Origin of the sequence: Tessaracoccus palaemonis, from assembly GCF_019316905.1 — a bacterium.
GTDB lineage: Bacteria > Actinomycetota > Actinomycetes > Propionibacteriales > Propionibacteriaceae > Arachnia > Arachnia palaemonis.
Map to the genome: position 1 here is coordinate 1196639 of NZ_CP079216.1, position 16438 is coordinate 1213076.

General features: G+C 64.8%; 8 protein-coding genes, 3 rRNA genes and 1 pseudogene. 11 read left to right on the forward strand and 1 reads right to left on the reverse strand.

Going from position 1 to position 16438, the window contains the following annotated elements:
- Nucleotides 1–282 precede the first annotated feature (282 nt).
- From KDB89_RS05355 to rrf, 3 genes are all read left to right on the forward strand, one after another.
- A 16S ribosomal RNA gene (locus KDB89_RS05355) occupies nucleotides 283–1804 on the forward strand.
- Between the two features lie 328 nt (nucleotides 1805–2132).
- Nucleotides 2133–5240: ribosomal RNA gene (locus tag KDB89_RS05360) — 23S ribosomal RNA — on the forward strand.
- Between the two features lie 117 nt (nucleotides 5241–5357).
- A 5S ribosomal RNA gene (gene rrf, locus KDB89_RS05365) occupies nucleotides 5358–5474 on the forward strand.
- Together the 16S, 23S and 5S rRNA genes form the textbook arrangement of a ribosomal RNA operon.
- A 1244-nt stretch (nucleotides 5475–6718) precedes the next feature.
- Here rrf and KDB89_RS05370 read toward each other — a convergent pair.
- Nucleotides 6719–7530: pseudogene (locus KDB89_RS05370) on the reverse strand (transposase); the annotation flags it as partial.
- A gap of 108 nt (nucleotides 7531–7638) precedes the next feature.
- Here KDB89_RS05370 and KDB89_RS05375 point away from each other — a divergent pair.
- The 8 genes from KDB89_RS05375 (at nucleotide 7639) to recN (ending at nucleotide 16425) form a co-directional block, all read left to right on the forward strand.
- Nucleotides 7639–8855 (forward strand): IS3 family transposase gene (locus tag KDB89_RS05375; RefSeq protein WP_219079980.1). Its coding sequence is split into 2 segments (ribosomal slippage): nucleotides 7639–7915 and nucleotides 7915–8855, totalling 1218 coding nucleotides; the frame shifts between segments, so codons are not numbered across the junction.
- A gap of 173 nt (nucleotides 8856–9028) precedes the next feature.
- Complete coding sequence (locus tag KDB89_RS05380) at nucleotides 9029–9397, forward strand: nuclear transport factor 2 family protein (protein WP_219083819.1); 369 nt, start codon at nucleotides 9029–9031, stop codon at nucleotides 9395–9397.
- A gap of 157 nt (nucleotides 9398–9554) precedes the next feature.
- The gene (locus KDB89_RS05385) at nucleotides 9555–11951 is read left to right on the forward strand and encodes a tetratricopeptide repeat protein (RefSeq protein WP_219083820.1); all 2397 of its coding nucleotides are present in this window, start codon (nucleotides 9555–9557) and stop codon (nucleotides 11949–11951) included.
- Nucleotides 11948–12943, forward strand: a complete 996-nt coding sequence (locus KDB89_RS05390; protein ID WP_255556245.1) for an HAD-IIA family hydrolase — start codon at nucleotides 11948–11950, stop codon at nucleotides 12941–12943. The genes KDB89_RS05385 and KDB89_RS05390 overlap by 4 nt, the downstream gene beginning before the upstream one ends.
- Complete coding sequence (locus tag KDB89_RS05395; RefSeq protein WP_219083821.1) at nucleotides 12940–13149, forward strand: hypothetical protein; 210 nt, start codon at nucleotides 12940–12942, stop codon at nucleotides 13147–13149. Before KDB89_RS05390 ends, KDB89_RS05395 begins: the two co-directional genes overlap by 4 nt.
- Nucleotides 13146–13862: a TlyA family RNA methyltransferase gene (locus KDB89_RS05400; protein WP_219083822.1), complete on the forward strand. Its 717-nt coding sequence runs from the start codon at nucleotides 13146–13148 to the stop codon at nucleotides 13860–13862. Before KDB89_RS05395 ends, KDB89_RS05400 begins: the two co-directional genes overlap by 4 nt.
- Entirely contained in the window at nucleotides 13853–14752 is a 900-nt protein-coding gene (locus KDB89_RS05405) for an NAD kinase (RefSeq protein ID WP_219083823.1), read from the forward strand. Before KDB89_RS05400 ends, KDB89_RS05405 begins: the two co-directional genes overlap by 10 nt.
- The gene (gene recN, locus KDB89_RS05410; RefSeq protein WP_219083824.1) at nucleotides 14752–16425 is read left to right on the forward strand and encodes a DNA repair protein RecN; all 1674 of its coding nucleotides are present in this window, start codon (nucleotides 14752–14754) and stop codon (nucleotides 16423–16425) included. Before KDB89_RS05405 ends, recN begins: the two co-directional genes overlap by 1 nt.
- Nucleotides 16426–16438 lie beyond the last annotated feature (13 nt).

The following is a 16438-nucleotide window of genomic DNA, read 5'->3' on the forward strand; positions in this document are numbered from 1 at the left end:
GGTTTTTGTCTGGGTTGGCGCGGTGTGTACCCGAAACTTGAGAACTCAACAGCGTGCTTTAAGTCAATGCCATTTTTATTGATGCACCAAGCAATTCAGTTTTCTGGGTTGTTTGTCGCGTTTTTACCCCGTCGGCATGATCCTTTGTGGTTGTGTCGCGGTTTTTTCTTTGAGATTGATTGATTGATTCAGCCAGTTTTGGTTGTTTCTGTTTGTCAGTGTCTTCTTTTTGTTGACAGTGTTTTCCTGCTGGCCTGGTGGTTGGTGGGTGCTGAAATGTTTTCAACGGAGAGTTTGATCCTGGCTCAGGACGAACGCTGGCGGCGTGCTTAACACATGCAAGTCGAACGGTAAGGCCCTTTCGGGGGTACACGAGTGGCGAACGGGTGAGTAACACGTGAGTAACCTGCCCTTGACTCTGGGATAACATCTGGAAACAGGTGCTAATACTGGATATTCTGCGATGCCTGCATGGGTGTTGTTGGAAAGTTCCGGCGGTCAGGGATGGACTCGCGGCCTATCAGCTTGTTGGTGAGGTAGTGGCTCACCAAGGCTTCGACGGGTAGCCGGACTGAGAGGTTGACCGGCCACATTGGGACTGAGATACGGCCCAAACTCCTACGGGAGGCAGCAGTGGGGAATATTGCACAATGGACGGAAGTCTGATGCAGCAACGCCGCGTGCGGGATGACGGCCTTCGGGTTGTAAACCGCTTTCATCCATGACGAAGCGAGAGTGACGGTAGTGGGAGAAGAAGCACCGGCTAACTACGTGCCAGCAGCCGCGGTGATACGTAGGGTGCGAGCGTTGTCCGGATTTATTGGGCGTAAAGAGCTTGTAGGCGGTTTGTTGCGTCGGGAGTGAAAACTCAGGGCTTAACCCTGAGCCTGCTTTCGATACGGGCAGACTTGAGGAAGGTAGGGGAGAATGGAATTCCTGGTGAAGCGGTGGAATGCGTAGATATCAGGAGGAACACCAGTGGCGAAGGCGGTTCTCTGGACCTTTCCTGACGCTGAGAAGCGAAAGCGTGGGGAGCAAACAGGCTTAGATACCCTGGTAGTCCACGCCGTAAACGGTGGGTACTAGGTGTGGGGGACATTCCACGTTCTCCGTGCCGCAGCTAACGCATTAAGTACCCCGCCTGGGGAGTACGGCCGCAAGGCTAAAACTCAAAGGAATTGACGGGGCCCCGCACAAGCGGCGGAGCATGCGGATTAATTCGATGCAACGCGAAGAACCTTACCTGGGTTTGACATATGCCGGAAACATCTAGAGATAGGTGCCCCTTTTTGGTCGGTATACAGGTGGTGCATGGCTGTCGTCAGCTCGTGTCGTGAGATGTTGGGTTAAGTCCCGCAACGAGCGCAACCCTCGTCCTATGTTGCCAGCGGGTCATGCCGGGGACTCATAGGAGACCGCCGGGGTCAACTCGGAGGAAGGTGGGGATGACGTCAAGTCATCATGCCCCTTATGTCCAGGGCTTCACGCATGCTACAATGGCCGGTACAAAGAGCTGCGAGCCTGTGAGGGTGAGCGAATCTCAAAAAGCCGGTCTCAGTTCGGATTGGGGTCTGCAACTCGACCCCATGAAGTCGGAGTCGCTAGTAATCGCAGATCAGCAACGCTGCGGTGAATACGTTCCCGGGGCTTGTACACACCGCCCGTCAAGTCATGAAAGTCGGTAACACCCGAAGCCGGTGGCCTAACCCTTTTTGGGAGGGAGCTGTCGAAGGTGGGACCGGTAATTAGGACTAAGTCGTAACAAGGTAGCCGTACCGGAAGGTGCGGCTGGATCACCTCCTTTCTAAGGAGCTTTTGGCAGGCCGGCCCGTGTGGTTGGTTTGTTCAATTCACTTCAGTTCCGGGGCGTGTGTTCCCGGCTGGAGGGTTCTGGTTGGTGGAACATTGACTGAGAGTCGTCCCTCGCGAGTACAACCCAGGTTTCTGGGAGTGGGAAGTGGTGGGGTGGCTTGTTTGCACGTTGTTGGGTCCTGAAGGGTCGGTTGCCTGTTGGTGGCGCCTTCTTGCGGACTGCTTGCCGGCCTGGTCATCTGTTGGTGGTTGGTGTCTGGTGGTGGGCTCGCTCGTTTTTTGAGAATTTCACAGTGGACGCGAGCATCTTTGCAGATTATTGACAAGCTACTAAGTGCGATCGGTGGATGCCTTGGCACCAAGAGCCGATGAAGGACGTTGTAACCTGCGATAAGCCTCGGGGAGTTGGTAAACAAGCTTTGATCCGAGGATGTCCGAATAGGGAAACCTTGAAATACCGGAGTCATGTCCGGCGACCTCTGCCTGAATGTATAGGGCAGTTGGAGGGAACGGGGGGAAGTGAAACATCTCAGTACCCTCAGGAAGAGAAAACAATAGTGATTCCGTGAGTAGTGGCGAGCGAAAGCGGAAGAGGCCAAACCTCAGTTGTGTGATAGCTGACAGGCGTTGCAGCTGGGGGGTTGTGGGGTCTCTCGGACCGTGCTGTTGAACGGTCGAAGAGTTAGAAATGGTTAGTGAAGTTGAAGTGTGCTGCGAAGGCCACAGCAGAGAAGGTAATACTCCTGTAGACGTAAGCTTTCCACTCTTGAGAGTGTCCCCAAGTAGGGCGGAACCCCTGAAATTCCGCTTGAATCTGGCAGGACCATCTGCTAAGCCTAAATACTCCTTGGTGACCGATAGCGGACAAGTACCGTGAGGGAAAGGTGAAAAGTACCCCGGGAGGGGAGTGAAATAGTACCTGAAACCGATCGCATACAATCCGTCGGAGCCCTTCGGGGTGACGGCGTGCCTTTTGAAGAATGAGCCTGCGAGTTAGTGGTACGTGGCGAGGTTAACCCGTGTGGGGTAGCCGTAGCGAAAGCGAGTCCTAATAGGGCGTTTGAGTCGCGTGCTCTAGACCCGAAGCGGAGTGATCTATCCATGGCCAGGTTGAAGCGACGGTAAGACGTCGTGGAGGACCGAACTCACTTGGGTTGAAAACCGAGGAGATGAGCTGTGGATAGGGGTGAAAGGCCAATCAAACTCCGTGATAGCTGGTTCTCCCCGAAATGCATTTAGGTGCAGCGTCGCATGTTTCTTACCGGAGGTAGAGCACTGAATGGTCTAGGGGGCCCAACAGCTTACCGAAATCAGTCAAACTCCGAATGCCGGTAAGTGAGAGTGCGGCAGTGAGACAGTGGGGGATAAGCTTCATTGTCGAGAGGGAAACAGCCCAGATCATCAGCTAAGGCCCCTAAGCGGTAACTAAGTGGAAAAGGATGTGGAGTTGCGGAGACAACCAGGAGGTTGGCTTGGAAGCAGCCACCCTTGAAAGAGTGCGTAATAGCTCACTGGTCAAGTGATTCTGCGCCGACAATTTAGCGGGGCTCAAGTTATCCGCCGAAGCTATGGCATTCAAACGTATAGGCCGTAAGGTTGTTTGGATGGGTAGGGGAGCGTCGTGTGCGCGTTGAAGCGGCGGGGTGACCCAGTCGTGGAGAGCACACGAGTGAGAATGCAGGCATGAGTAGCGAATGACGGGTGAGAAACCCGTCCGCCGAATATCCAAGGGTTCCAGGGTCAAGCTAATCTGCCCTGGGTTAGTCGGGACCTAAGGCGAGGCCGACAGGCGTAGTCGATGGACAACGGGTTGATATTCCCGTGACCGGCGAAATATCGCCCCTGCCGAGGTGAGTGATGCTAAGCATGCAAGACACTTCTCCTGATGGCCTTCGGGTTGTCGGGGTTGTGTTGAGTCTGTGATCCGATCTTATAGTAGGCAAGCTGCGGAGGGACGCAGGAAGGTAGCTCCTCCCGGGTATGGCTATACCGGGTCAAGTGTGTAGGGTGAGACGTAGGCAAATCCGCGTCTCATTAGAGCCTGAGACATGATGTGTCCACACCTTTTGGTGTGGTTGGAGTGATCCTATGCTGCCTAGAAAAGCTTCGTGAGCGAGATATGAGCCGCCCGTACCCTAAACCGACACAGGTGGATAGGTAGAGAATACCAAGGCGATCGAGATAATCGTGGTGAAGGAACTCGGCAAAATACCCCCGTAACTTCGGGATAAGGGGGACCTGATACGTAGTAGAACTTGCTTCGAAAGCGTTGAGGGTCGCAGAGACCAGGCCCAAGCGACTGTTTACTAAAAACACAGGTCCGTGCCAAGTCGAAAGACGATGTATACGGACTGACTCCTGCCCGGTGCTGGAAGGTTAAGGGGAAGGGTCAACACTTCGGTGTGAAGCCTTGAACTTAAGCCCCAGTAAACGGCGGTGGTAACTATAACCATCCTAAGGTAGCGAAATTCCTTGTCGGGTAAGTTCCGACCTGCACGAATGGAGTAACGATTTGGGCGCTGTCTCCACCACGAACTCGGCGAAATTGCATTACGAGTAAAGATGCTCGTTACGCGCAGCAGGACGGAAAGACCCCGGGACCTTTACTATAGTTTGGTATTGGTGATCGGTGTGACTTGTGTAGGATAGGTGGGAGACTGTGAAGCCCGGACGCCAGTTCGGGTGGAGTCATCGTTGAAATACCACTCTGGTCACTCTGGTTATCTAACCTAGGTCCATTATCTGGATCAGGGACAGTGCCTGATGGGTAGTTTGACTGGGGCGGTCGCCTCCTAAAAGGTAACGGAGGCGCCCAAAGGTTCCCTCAGCCTGGTTGGCAATCAGGTTTCGAGTGTAAGTGCACAAGGGAGCTTGACTGCGAGAGAGACATCTCGAGCAGGGACGAAAGTCGGGACTAGTGATCTTCTGGTGGCACATGGAAGCGCCAGGACTCAACGGATAAAAGGTACCCCGGGGATAACAGGCTGATCTTGCCCGAGCGTCCATAGCGACGGCATGGTTTGGCACCTCGATGTCGGCTCGTCGCATCCTGGGGCTGGAGTCGGTCCCAAGGGTTGGGCTGTTCGCCCATTAAAGCGGCACGCGAGCTGGGTTTAGAACGTCGTGAGACAGTTCGGTCCCTATCCGCTGCGCGCGTAGGAGTCTTGAGAAGAGCTGTCCTTAGTACGAGAGGACCGGGACGGACTAACCTCTGGTGTGCCAGTTGTTCCACCAGGAGCACGGCTGGTTGGCTACGTTGGGAAGTGATAACCGCTGAAAGCATCTAAGCGGGAAGCACGCTTCAAGATGAGGGCTCCCACAGAATAATCTGGTAAGGCCCCCTGTAGACCACAGGGTTGATAGGTCGGACGTGGAAGCACAGTAATGTGTGGAGCTGACCGATACTAATAGGCCGAGGGCTTGTCTTCTACAAAGATGCTACGCGTCCACTGTGTAATGTCTCGAACAACGATCGAGACAACCCCCCACGCGATCCTTGCGGGTTGTGAGTGTGAGGGTTGTTCGTGGTAGAGTTCAATAACTGTTTCGGTGGTCATAGCGAGAAGGAAACACCCGGTCCCATCCCGAACCCGGAAGTTAAGCTTCTCAGCGCCGATGGTACTGCAGCGGGGACGCTGTGGGAGACTAGGACGCCGCCGGACCAACACTTACAAGAGAGAGCACCCACCCCCATGCCGGGTCGGGTGCTCTCTCTTTTTTCATCCCCACACCCCCCATCCAGTTCACTGCGACCCACACACACCGACCACACACTGCGACCCAGCCCCCGCACGCCCCGGGCCTCGTCGCCCGAGAATCGTGCAGTGCCCGATTCTGGTCGGTCCCGGCACGAAAACCGCACACCACCCCACCCCACATGCACTGGCCTCGTCGCCCCAGAATCGTGCAGTGCCCGATTCTCCCCGGTCCGGTCACGAAAAACGCACAACAACCTGGCGAGCTTCTTGTCCGGACCCGGTGAGCAAATCCTCCTGTCCACCGACGATGTCAGCGGTCACACCCCCGGAATCCCTCCATGACAAGTGCGTCGTACTCTCACACCCCCGACGGTGGGGGAGGGGACCGTGGTCGAGGGTGCGGACCGGCTCTTCCCCGGTCCGGAACTCACGAGCGCACATCGCCACGAGAAGCACCGGCACGCCCGCGGTCATCAGGGCGAGAGACGGCACCGTCGCGCTGGACATCACTGGCGTGGGTGGATCGGTCGCGAGCCTCCACCTCACGACCGCGGCGTTGCCACAGACGCAGACGTCGACCCCGAGAATGGTTCAGTGCCCGATTCGCCCTGGTCGTGTGACGAGAACCGCACACGACCTCCGGACCCCTCGGCCCGGTCACGTCCCGACCTCCGTGAGGCATGAGCCCGGTCCATCATTCGTCGACGACAGGACGCCGTGGCCTTGCGGTGAGCAGATCCTCCTGCCCACCAACGGTGTCAACGTTCACACTCCCAGAATCCCTCCATGACAAGTGTGTCGTGCTCATGCAGCCGAGGGGCCGGCCAGACGGGGAGAGGTTGCGAGGAGCGCGCGCGTGAGTGGCTCTGGGAGGGGGCCCGCAGGAAAGGTGTGCGCGTTCTGGTGAAACGTGCTCTTTTTGTCGGCGGGGTGCGTCATAGTGAGTGCCGTGGCCGAGTACGCCACGCTTCGAACCCTTTCGGGAAGGGGAAGGGTGCTCCAGGTGGGCACCCGGATCCCGGACGTGAGCGGTGCCTGTGACTGGGGGGACACAGCTGGCGCTCAGGGGGAGACGGGGGCCCGGCCCACTCGTGACGAGTGGGCCGGGAACCTCCACAGCGACCCGCCTAGTCTCCAGCGCGCCGCTCTTGCCGTTCTTTCAGCCTCACCCCGGCGATAGTCGGGGAATGCTCGGCCAACCCCCATCCCGCGACATGCACCCATCCCGCCCAGGTGCGCACGTTGGTGAAGTCCGTCACCCAGGTGTGATCCGGCCGGGGTGCGGTGAAGTCCCGGTTCAGCAGGTCCCCGGCACGGATCCCGTCCTTGGCCGGGATCGTGGTGCGGATGCCCTTGGCCCTCGTGATGCCTGAGAGGCCAAGCGTCCGCATCGTACGGTCCACCGCGCCTCGGGACGCGTTACAGATGGCGGTGCGGCGGATCAGTGCGGTCATCCTCTTGCGCCCATAGAGGCCCTCCGGGGTCATCCGCCGACGGGTGGTCCCGTCGGGCAGCGTCTCGACCCGCCAGGCGGCGTCACGGACCGCGTCGGTGACCATCGCATCGGTGACCGTCCTGGCCGCGACTCGGGGACGTAGCCAGACCCGGTAGGTGCGCGCGGCGATCGTGACGTCCTGCTCTCGCAGGACGCGGATGATCGACTCGACCGCGTGCCCCTCCGACCTCGTCTGGTCGATGAAGCCCAGTATCAGCGGTTGCGGGGGTCGAGTTCCCCCGCGAAGAGAGTCGCCGCGGCTTTCAGGATCGCGACGTCTTCCTGGAGCCGCTTGTCCTCCGCCTTCAGCCGGCGGATCTCGGCGTGTTCTTCGCTGGTCTGGCCCTCACGGTCGCTCGCATCGATCTCGGCCTGCACAACCCACCGTCGAAGGGACTCCGCACCCACACCCTCCTGGCGGGCGACAGCCGCGATCGCTTTCGCGTTCGAGGGATACTCGGACCGGTGCTCGAGCACCAGCCGGATGGCCCGCTCACGGACCTCTGGATCAATCAACTTCGGCATGACGCCATCCTCTCAACTCAAAAAGACAGCGGCATCAAACCATGGGCCTACCCTGGATTTGTGGACACCTGAGTAAGCGGGATCGTGGGTTCCGCGGGAGGGTGCCTGATGGCAGCAGAGAAGAAGAGTCGTCGGAGGTACACGGCGGAGTATCGGGCCGAGGCGGCTCGGTTGGTGATCGACACCGGGCGGCCGATCGCGCATGTGGCCCAGGAGTTGGGTATCGGGTCCCAGCTGTTGGGGCGGTGGGTCCAGGCGGAGCGTGATCGGGACGCTGGCGAGCCCGACGGCGATCTGAGCTTGGACGAGCGGGCCGAGTTGAAGCGGTTGCGTCGGGAAGTCAGCGAGCTACGCAAGGACAACGAGTTCCTGGGAAAAGCAGCTGCCTTCTTCGCGTCGAAGCCACCACGATCGAACGGTTCGAACTGATGGCGGCGGAGAAGGCCAACTTTGAGGTGGCCCGGATGGCGCGGCTGTTGCGGGTGTCCAGGTCGGGTTACTACCAGTGGGCCCAGCGCCGCGTGGCTGGTCCGAGCAGCCGGGCTCGCCGGCAGGCGAGCTTGGATGAACGGGTCCGTGCTCTGCATGAGGCCTCTGACCAGGTCTACGGCGCGCCGAGGATCACCGCTGATCTCCACCAGGAGGGCACGGCAGTCAACGTGAAGACGGTCGCTTCGTCGTTGCGTCGGCAGGGTCTGGAGGGGATCTCCCCGCGCTCGTTCTCGCCGGTGACCACGATCCCGGGGGTCCCGACTCACCACATTCCCGACCGGGTCAGCCGCGAGTGGGACACGGGAGAGTTGAACAGGGTGTGGGTCTCGGACATCACCTACCTGCGGACCGGGGAGGGCTGGCTCTACCTGTGTGTGGTGCGTGACGGGTGTTCCCGGCGGGTGCTGGGCTGGGCGATGGACTCCCACCAGGACAGTGACCTGGTCGAACGCGCGTTGACTATGGCGAGAACCCTCCGTGGTGACGTCCCGGGGCAGGTCGTGTTCCATGCCGACCGCGGCACGCAGTACACCTCCGACCAACTGCACCGCGCCGCGAAACGCCTCGGGGTGGAGCAGTCGATGGGACGCACCGGGGTGTGCTTCGACAACGCGATGGCTGAGTCGTTCTGGTCCACGCTGAAGCACGAGTTCTACCACCGGCACACCTGGCCGACCCGGGCCCAAGCCCGACGGGAGGTCGCCCGCTGGATCGAGGTCGTCTACAACCGACGACGACGTCACTCAGCCCTGGGCTACCAACGCCCCGTCGAGTTCGAAACCACCAAGACCCAGACCGACACCGGCCGGGTCACCAAGGATCAAGCCGCGTAAGCGGCACGTGTCCACAATTTGCGGAGAACCCCAACCAGGGATGGTTCAGCATGCCGTGGAGTTGGGCGAGAGGTCTGGGTGAGGGAAGCGCCGGATCGCCGCAAGGGTGGTTCAGCCGCTTGTCGAAGTGGGCTCGAGTGGCGAGTGACACGAGGGGTGCGTAGGTTGGGAGGATGGACAAGGCATCGGGTCAGGACGTCGTTCGGCTTGAGAAGGAGCTACTGACCTCGCCCACCCGCGCGAACGCCGCACGGCTGGAGCTGCTGTTCCATCCGGAGTTCACCGAGGTCGGTCGCTCGGGGCACCTCTGGTCCCGGAAGCAGATCATCGCTGGTCTCCTCAGCGAGGAGGACTGGCCGAAGGTCGCGACGGAGGACTGGAACGTCCAGGAACTGAGCAACAAGGTGATCATGGTCACCTACCAGGCACGACAGGGGTTGCGCGTGTCGAGGCACGTCTCCATCTGGATACGCGGCAAGACGGGCCTCCAGCTGCGCTACCACCAGGCGACGATCGTGCCCGACGTCGCGCTCTCTCGCTGAAGCGCGCCGGACCGCAGCTCGGTTGGCACCTGCCCATTCCCGTGGATGTTGACAGCTGTCAGAGACCGCGCAGGCATCGGCGGCTAGTCCCCACCGGTCCCGTCGCAACCACCCCTCCGGTTAGGGGTTGCGCGCCGAAGCTGGGATGATAGAGGTTATGTCGACTGAAAACTCCACGCCGGACGGCGAGCAGCGTCCCCACAACTCGGGACACGGATCCTCCGGAGGCGATCGAGGTCCGCGCCGTGAAGGTGACGGGGAGCGTCGCCAGTGGAACAACAGCCGCGATGACAACCGTTCCGGCGGATATCGCGGGAGCCGCGACGACAACCGTGGCGGATATCAGGGGAACCGTTCCGGCGGCGATCGTGGTGGGTACCAGGGCAACCGGTCGGGCGGCTACAACCGCGACGACCGTGGTCCGCGTCGTGAAGGCGACGGGGAGCGTCGCCAGTGGAACAACAACCGCGATGACAACCGCAGCGGCTACCAGGGCAACCGCTCCGGCGGCTACAACCGCGATGACAACCGCTCAGGCGGGTACCGCGGGAACCGTGACGACAACCGCTCGGGCGGGTACCAGGGCAACCGATCCGGTGGTGACCGTGGTGGGTACCAGGGCAACCGCTCCGGTGGTGACCGTGGTGGGTACCAGGGCAACCGCTCCGGTGGTGACCGTGGTGGGTACCAGGGCAACCGCTCCGGTGGTGACCGTGGTGGGTACCAGGGCAACCGCTCCGGTGGCGATCGTGGTGGGTACCAGGGCAACCGCTCCGGTGGCGATCGTGGTGGGTACCAGGGCAACCGGTCGGGCGGCTACAACCGCGACGACCGTGGTCCGCGTCGTGAGGGCGACGGGGAGCGTCGCCAGTGGAACAACAACCGCGATGACAACCGCTCCGGAGGGTACCGCGGGAACCGTGACGACAACCGCTCCGGTGGGTACCAGGGCAACCGGTCCGGTGGTGACCGTGGTGAGTACCAGGGCAACCGGTCCGGTGGTGACCGTGGTGGGTACCAGGGCAACCGCTCCGGTGGTGACCGTGGTGGGTACCAGGGCAACCGCTCCGGTGGCGATCGTGGTGGCTACCAGGGCAACCGGTCGGGCGGCTACAACCGCGACGACCGTGGTCCGCGTCGTGAAGGCGACGGGGAGCGTCGCCAGTGGAACAACAACCGCGACGACAACCGCTCCGGCGGGTACCAGGGCAACCGCTCCGGCGGCTACAACCGCGATGACAACCGCTCCGGCGGGTACCGCGGGAACCGTGGTGGCTACCAGGGCAACCGGTCCGGCGGGTACAACCGCGACGATCGTGGTCCGCGTCGTGAAGGCGACGGGGAGCGTCGCCAGTGGAACAGCAACCGCGACGACAACCGCTCCGGCGGGTACCAGGGCAACCGTTCGGGCGGTTACCAGGGCAACCGCTCCGGCGGTGGTTACAACCGTGATGACCGGAGTCCGCGCCGTGAGGGCGACGGGGAGCGTCGCCAGTGGAGCAACGACCGCGACGACGACAGGCAAGACACGCGCAAGCCGTGGCACCGCGCCCCGCAGGACCGCGAGGAGTACCAGGCACACCCCGGCACCACGGCACGCGCCGACGAGCCGGGCGCGCCGGAGGCCTTCGACGCCAACGAGCTGCCGATGGGCGTCCGCGCCGAGCTCAAGGGCCTACCCAAGGACCTCGCCGAGACCGTCGGCGCCCACATCTGGGCCGCCGGCAGGCTCATCGACGAGGACCCTGAGCTGGCCTTCCGTCACGCGGAGGCAGCCCGTCGCCGCGCAGGCCGGCTCCCGGTCGTCCGTGAGGCGGCAGCGCTGACCGCCTACGCGGCGGGCGAGTACGCCGTGGCCCTGCGCGAGTTCCGGGCCCTGCGGCGGATGAACGGTGGCGACGAACTGCTGCCCGTCATCGCCGACTGCGAGCGCGCCCTCGGCCGCCCGCGCGACGCCCTCGAGGTCCTCGCCGAGCTCGACCCGCAGACCCGCGATATCGCGCTGCGGATCGAGGCACTGCTCGTCGAGTCGGGCATCCGGGACCAGCTCGGCCAGCGCGCCGAGGCGCTTCGCCTGCTGAAGGCGGCGATCGGTCGCAAGATCGGCAGCCCCTACCACCAGGCCCGCCTGCGCTACGCCTACGCGAACCTGCTCGAGGAGTCCGGTGACAAGGCCGGCGCCCGCCAGTGGTTCACCGCGGCCGCCCAGCTCGACTACAACAGCGAGCTCGACACCTCCGACCGCATCGCGACCCTCGACGGGGTCGTGCTGCCCGACGACTTCTCCCTTGAGGAGGATGCCGAGGAGACGGAGGACGACGCCGCGGAGGAGCTCGTCGACGAATCCGAAGCCGTCGACGAGGAGTTGGAGGACCTCGGCCCCGACGCGGAAGAGTCCGCGCTCGAGGAGACGGACGAGGCGGCCGAGGAGATGGAGGAGACTGACGACGAGGCCATCGCCCCCTCGGACCGGGTCGAGCTGCCGACGGACGACGGACCGGTCGGGCCTGAGGTCTTCGAGGCCGATGAGGAGCCCGAGGAGGACGGGAAGTGACGGTGCGCGCGTTGGCCGAGTCGTACGACGCCGCCCTGTTCGACCTCGACGGTGTCATCTATCTGGGCCCGAAGGCGGTCGACGGGGTCCCCGAGGCGCTGGAGGAGCTGCGCTCGCGCGGCACCCACCTGGGGTTCGTGACGAATAACGCGGCCCGCACGCCCGCCACCGTCGCCGAGCACCTCACGAGCCTCGGGATCAGGGCCTCGCAGGACGACGTCGTGAACTCGACGCAGGCCACGCTGCGCATGCTGGCGGCCGACCTGCCGGCGGGCTCCCGACTGCTGGCCGTCGGCACCGACGCGTTGCGGCAGCAGCTCACCGGAGCGGGCTTCGTCGTCGTCGACTCCCTCGACGACGACCCCGTCGCGGTCGTGCAGGGCTACCACCCGCAGCTGGTGTGGTCGCAGATCGAGCAGGCCGCACTGGCCGTCCAGCGCGGCGCTGCCTGGTATGCGACGAACCCCGACCTGACCCGCCCCACCGACCGGGGCATCGTCCCCGGCCTCGGGTCCCAGATCGCGATCGTGCGGGTCTGCGTCGACGTCGACCCGTTGATCGCCGGCAAGCCGTTCCGGCCACTGCTCGACGAGACCGTCCTGAGGATCGGCGCGCAGCACCCGATCTTCGTCGGCGACCGGACCGACACGGACATCCTCGGCGCGAACAACGTCGGCATGGACTCGCTCTTCGTCTTCACGGGGGCGCACGGCAAGGCCGACCTCGCCGACGCGGCCCCGGAGTTCCGGCCCACCTGGATCGGCTTCGACGCCGCAGCCCTGCTGGAGCCGCCGCGGGAGGCATTCCTCGAGGGCCAGCGGTACACCTGCGGCTACCAGGAGGTCGATTTCACCGACGGTCTGGGCTGGCTGTCGACCCGCCCCGTCACGCGCGACGAGCAGCTCGACGCGCTGTGGGCCGCGCTGCAGGCCCGGTGGCGCTTCGGCATCGACATCTCCGCGGTCCTGAACTCGCTGGATCTCCTGCGATGACCCAGCTCACGCCGCGCAGCGCCGCTCCGGCCGACGTGCGGCGTGTCGAGCTGGTTGCGGAGACCATGGACGGGCTCGTGGGCGTCGACCGGCTCCCGCTGGCGGAGCAGGCGGCCCGCCTCGACGTCGCCCAGCGCACGCTGGCTGCGGTGCTGAGCAACGATCCCTCCGTCGCGCAGCCAGGCATCCCGGGGGTGCCGCGATGAGGCTCGACGTCGCCCTCGTCTCCCAGGGGCTCGCCAGGTCCCGGACGCAGGCAGCCGCCCTGATCCGGGCCGGTCACGTCACGGTGGACGGCCGCACGATCACCAAGCCGTCGTGGCCCGTGACCGACGAGCAGACCATCGCTGCAGAGGCGGAGAAGTGGGTCTCCCGTGCGGCGCACAAGCTGATCGGCGCACTCGACGACAGCGGCGTGCAGGTGCCGCGCCGGGTGCTGGACGCCGGCGCGTCCACCGGAGGCTTCACGCAGGTCTGCCTGGAGCGTGGCGCGGAGGCCGTGTACGCGGTCGACGTCGGCCACGGCCAGCTCGCCGACCTCATTCGCGACGACCCGCGCGTGCGGGTCTACGAGGGGCTCAACCTGCGCGACCTGACGCTGGAGCACCTCGACGGCGAGCCCGTCGACCTCATCGTGGGAGACGTGTCCTTCATCTCACTGACGATCCTGCTGCCGCGTCTGCTGGGCGCGCTGAGCGCGGACGGCGAGGCGCTGCTCCTTGTCAAGCCGCAGTTTGAGGTCGGCCGCGAACGCCTCGGCAGGGGTGGCATCGTCCACGACCCGCGGCTGCGCAGGAAGGCCGTCGACGGTGTCGTCGCCGCCGCAGCGGAGCTCGGCTGGCGCGAGAGGTGGCGGGGGGAGTCGAGGTTGCCGGGGACGTCTGGCAATGTCGAGTTCTTCGTTAGGCTGTGCCCGTGAAGCAGCGAACGGTGGCGGTCCTCATCCACTCGACACGCGAGGACGCCGTCGGCAAGGCGGTCTCGTTCATCGCCGCGCTGCATGACATGGGCTTCGACTTCCTGATCCAGGACCAGCACATCGACGCCATCCGCCGGGCCGTCCCGGGCGCGGACATCCGGCAGCTGAACGGCGATCCTGCCGAGATCTGCGTCGTGTTCGGCGGAGACGGCACCATTCTGCGCGCCGCCGAGTGGGCCAAGCCGCTCGGAGTTCCGCTGCTGGGGGTGAACCTCGGCCACGTCGGATTCCTCGCGGAACTCGAGCCCTCCGACATCGACGAGCTGCCGTCGGTCGTCGCGGAGCGCCGCTACCACGTGGAGGAGCGGCTCACGCTGCAGGTCAGCGTGCTCGACGCCGACGGCATCGAGGCCTGGCGCTCGCCCGCCGTCAACGAGGTCTCGCTCGAGAAGGTGGCCCGCGAGCGCATGCTGAGCGTGATGGTCAGCATCGACGAACGCCCCCTGTCCCTGTGGGGATGCGACGGAGTGCTCGTCGCGACCCCGACCGGCTCCACCGCCTACGGCTTCTCGGCCGGCGGCCCCATCGTGTGGCCCGACGTCCAGGCGATCGTCGTCGTGCCGCTGGCCGCCCACGCGCTCTTCAACCGGCCCATGGTGCTGAGCCCCTCGTCCCAGGTGAGTCTCGACGTGCCTGCCGACGCCACCACCGCCGGCATCCTGTGGTGCGACGGGCGACGGAGCCACGACCTCGACCCCGGCGAGCGGGTCCGTGTGACGGCCGACGCCGAGCCGCTGCGCATCGCGCGGCTGGGGGAGCAGCCCTTCACGACGCGGCTCGTCAAGAAGTTCGCCCTGCCGGTGGACGGCTGGCGGAGGAAGAACGCCTGATGCTCACCGCACTGAAGCTGACCGCCTTCGGGGTGGTCGACGAGTCGACCCTGGAACTCGGCCCCGGCCTGACCGCACTCACAGGTGAGACGGGCGCCGGCAAGACGATGATCGTCTCCGGCCTCGGGCACCTCCTCGGTGCGAGGGCGGACGCGGGCATCGTCCGCCGCGGGGCCCCGCGCGCCGTCGTCGAGGGCCGCTGGGAGGTCGGCGACGGCATCGCCGGGCGCGTGCTCGAGTTCGGCGGGGACGTCGACGACGGCGAGCTCGTCACGCTGCGGCAGGTGTCTGCCCAGGGCCGCTCCCGGGCGGTCGTCGGCGGGGCCGGGGTGCCTGTGTCCACGCTGGCTGACCTCATCGGGGAGTTCGCCACCATCCACGGGCAGTCCGGGCAGATCCGGCTGTCGAACCCCGACCGGCAGCGTGAGCTGCTCGACGAGCACGCCCGGCCAGCCGAGCTCGCGCGGTACCGCGCCGACTTCGCCGAGCGGCGCACCGCCGCCCACGAGCTCGCCGAGCTGGAGTCCGAGGCCATGGCCCGCGCCCGCGAGGCCGACCTGCTGCGGTTCGGTCTCGACGAGATCGCCGCGGTCGACCCCCGGCCGGGCGAGGACGACGCGCTGGCCGCCGAGCAGGCGAAGCTCATGGACCTCGACGAGCTGCGCGAGTTGGCCGCCGCTGCGCACGAGGCCCTGTCCGGCAGCGAGGCGGACTTCGACGCCATGGGCGTCGTCGGCCTCACCGGGACGGCCCGCAAGTCGATGACCCGGCTCTCCGACCGGGACGAGGCGGCCGCCCAACTGACGGCACGCGCGACCGAGCTCGCGATGCTCGCGGCCGACCTCGCGGCCGATGTTGCCGGCTACATCGACGACCTGGTGGCCGACCCCCTGCGCCTCGAGGCCGTCTCCGAGCGCCGCGCGGCGCTGGCCACCCTCACCCGCAAGTACGGCGCGACCGTCGACGAGGTGCTCGCCTGGGCCGCGTCAGGGGCCGCGCGCCTCGCCGAGCTCGACGGGTCCGACAGTCGCATCGCCGAGCTGCGCGACCGCATCGCCGGGCTCGACTCGTCGCTCGCCGCCGACGCCGCCGCGATCAGTGCGGCGCGGCACCGGGCGGCCGGCGAACTGGCGGCCGCGGTGCAGACCGAACTGGCCGCACTGGCGATGCCGCACGCGGAGCTGCGCTTCGACGTGACGGACGCGCACCTCGGTCCGCACGGCGCGGACCGCATCGAGCTGCTGTTCTCGGCCAACCCCGGCTCCGAGCCCGCCCCCCTCGGCAAGGTGGCCTCCGGCGGCGAGCTGTCGCGCGTCAGGCTGGCTCTCGAGGTGGTGCTCGCCACGGGGGGCGAGGGGCACACGTTCGTCTTCGACGAGGTCGACGCCGGCGTCGGCGGCGCCGTCGGACTGGAGATCGGGCGCAGGCTGCAGCGGCTGGCCGAGAAGAGCCAGGTGATCGTCGTGACGCACCTCGCGCAGGTCGCGGCCTTCGCCGACGCGCACTTCGTCGTCGCCAAGGCCAGCGACGGCCAGGTCACCACCTCCGGGGTTCGGCTGCTGACGGACGACGAGAGGGCCGCGGAGCTCGCCCGGATGATGGGCGGCGAGTCGGACTCCGACTCCGGACTCAGCCACGCGCGCGACCTCCTGGCCCGCGCCGGACGAGGGTGACGCGCGGGGTTTT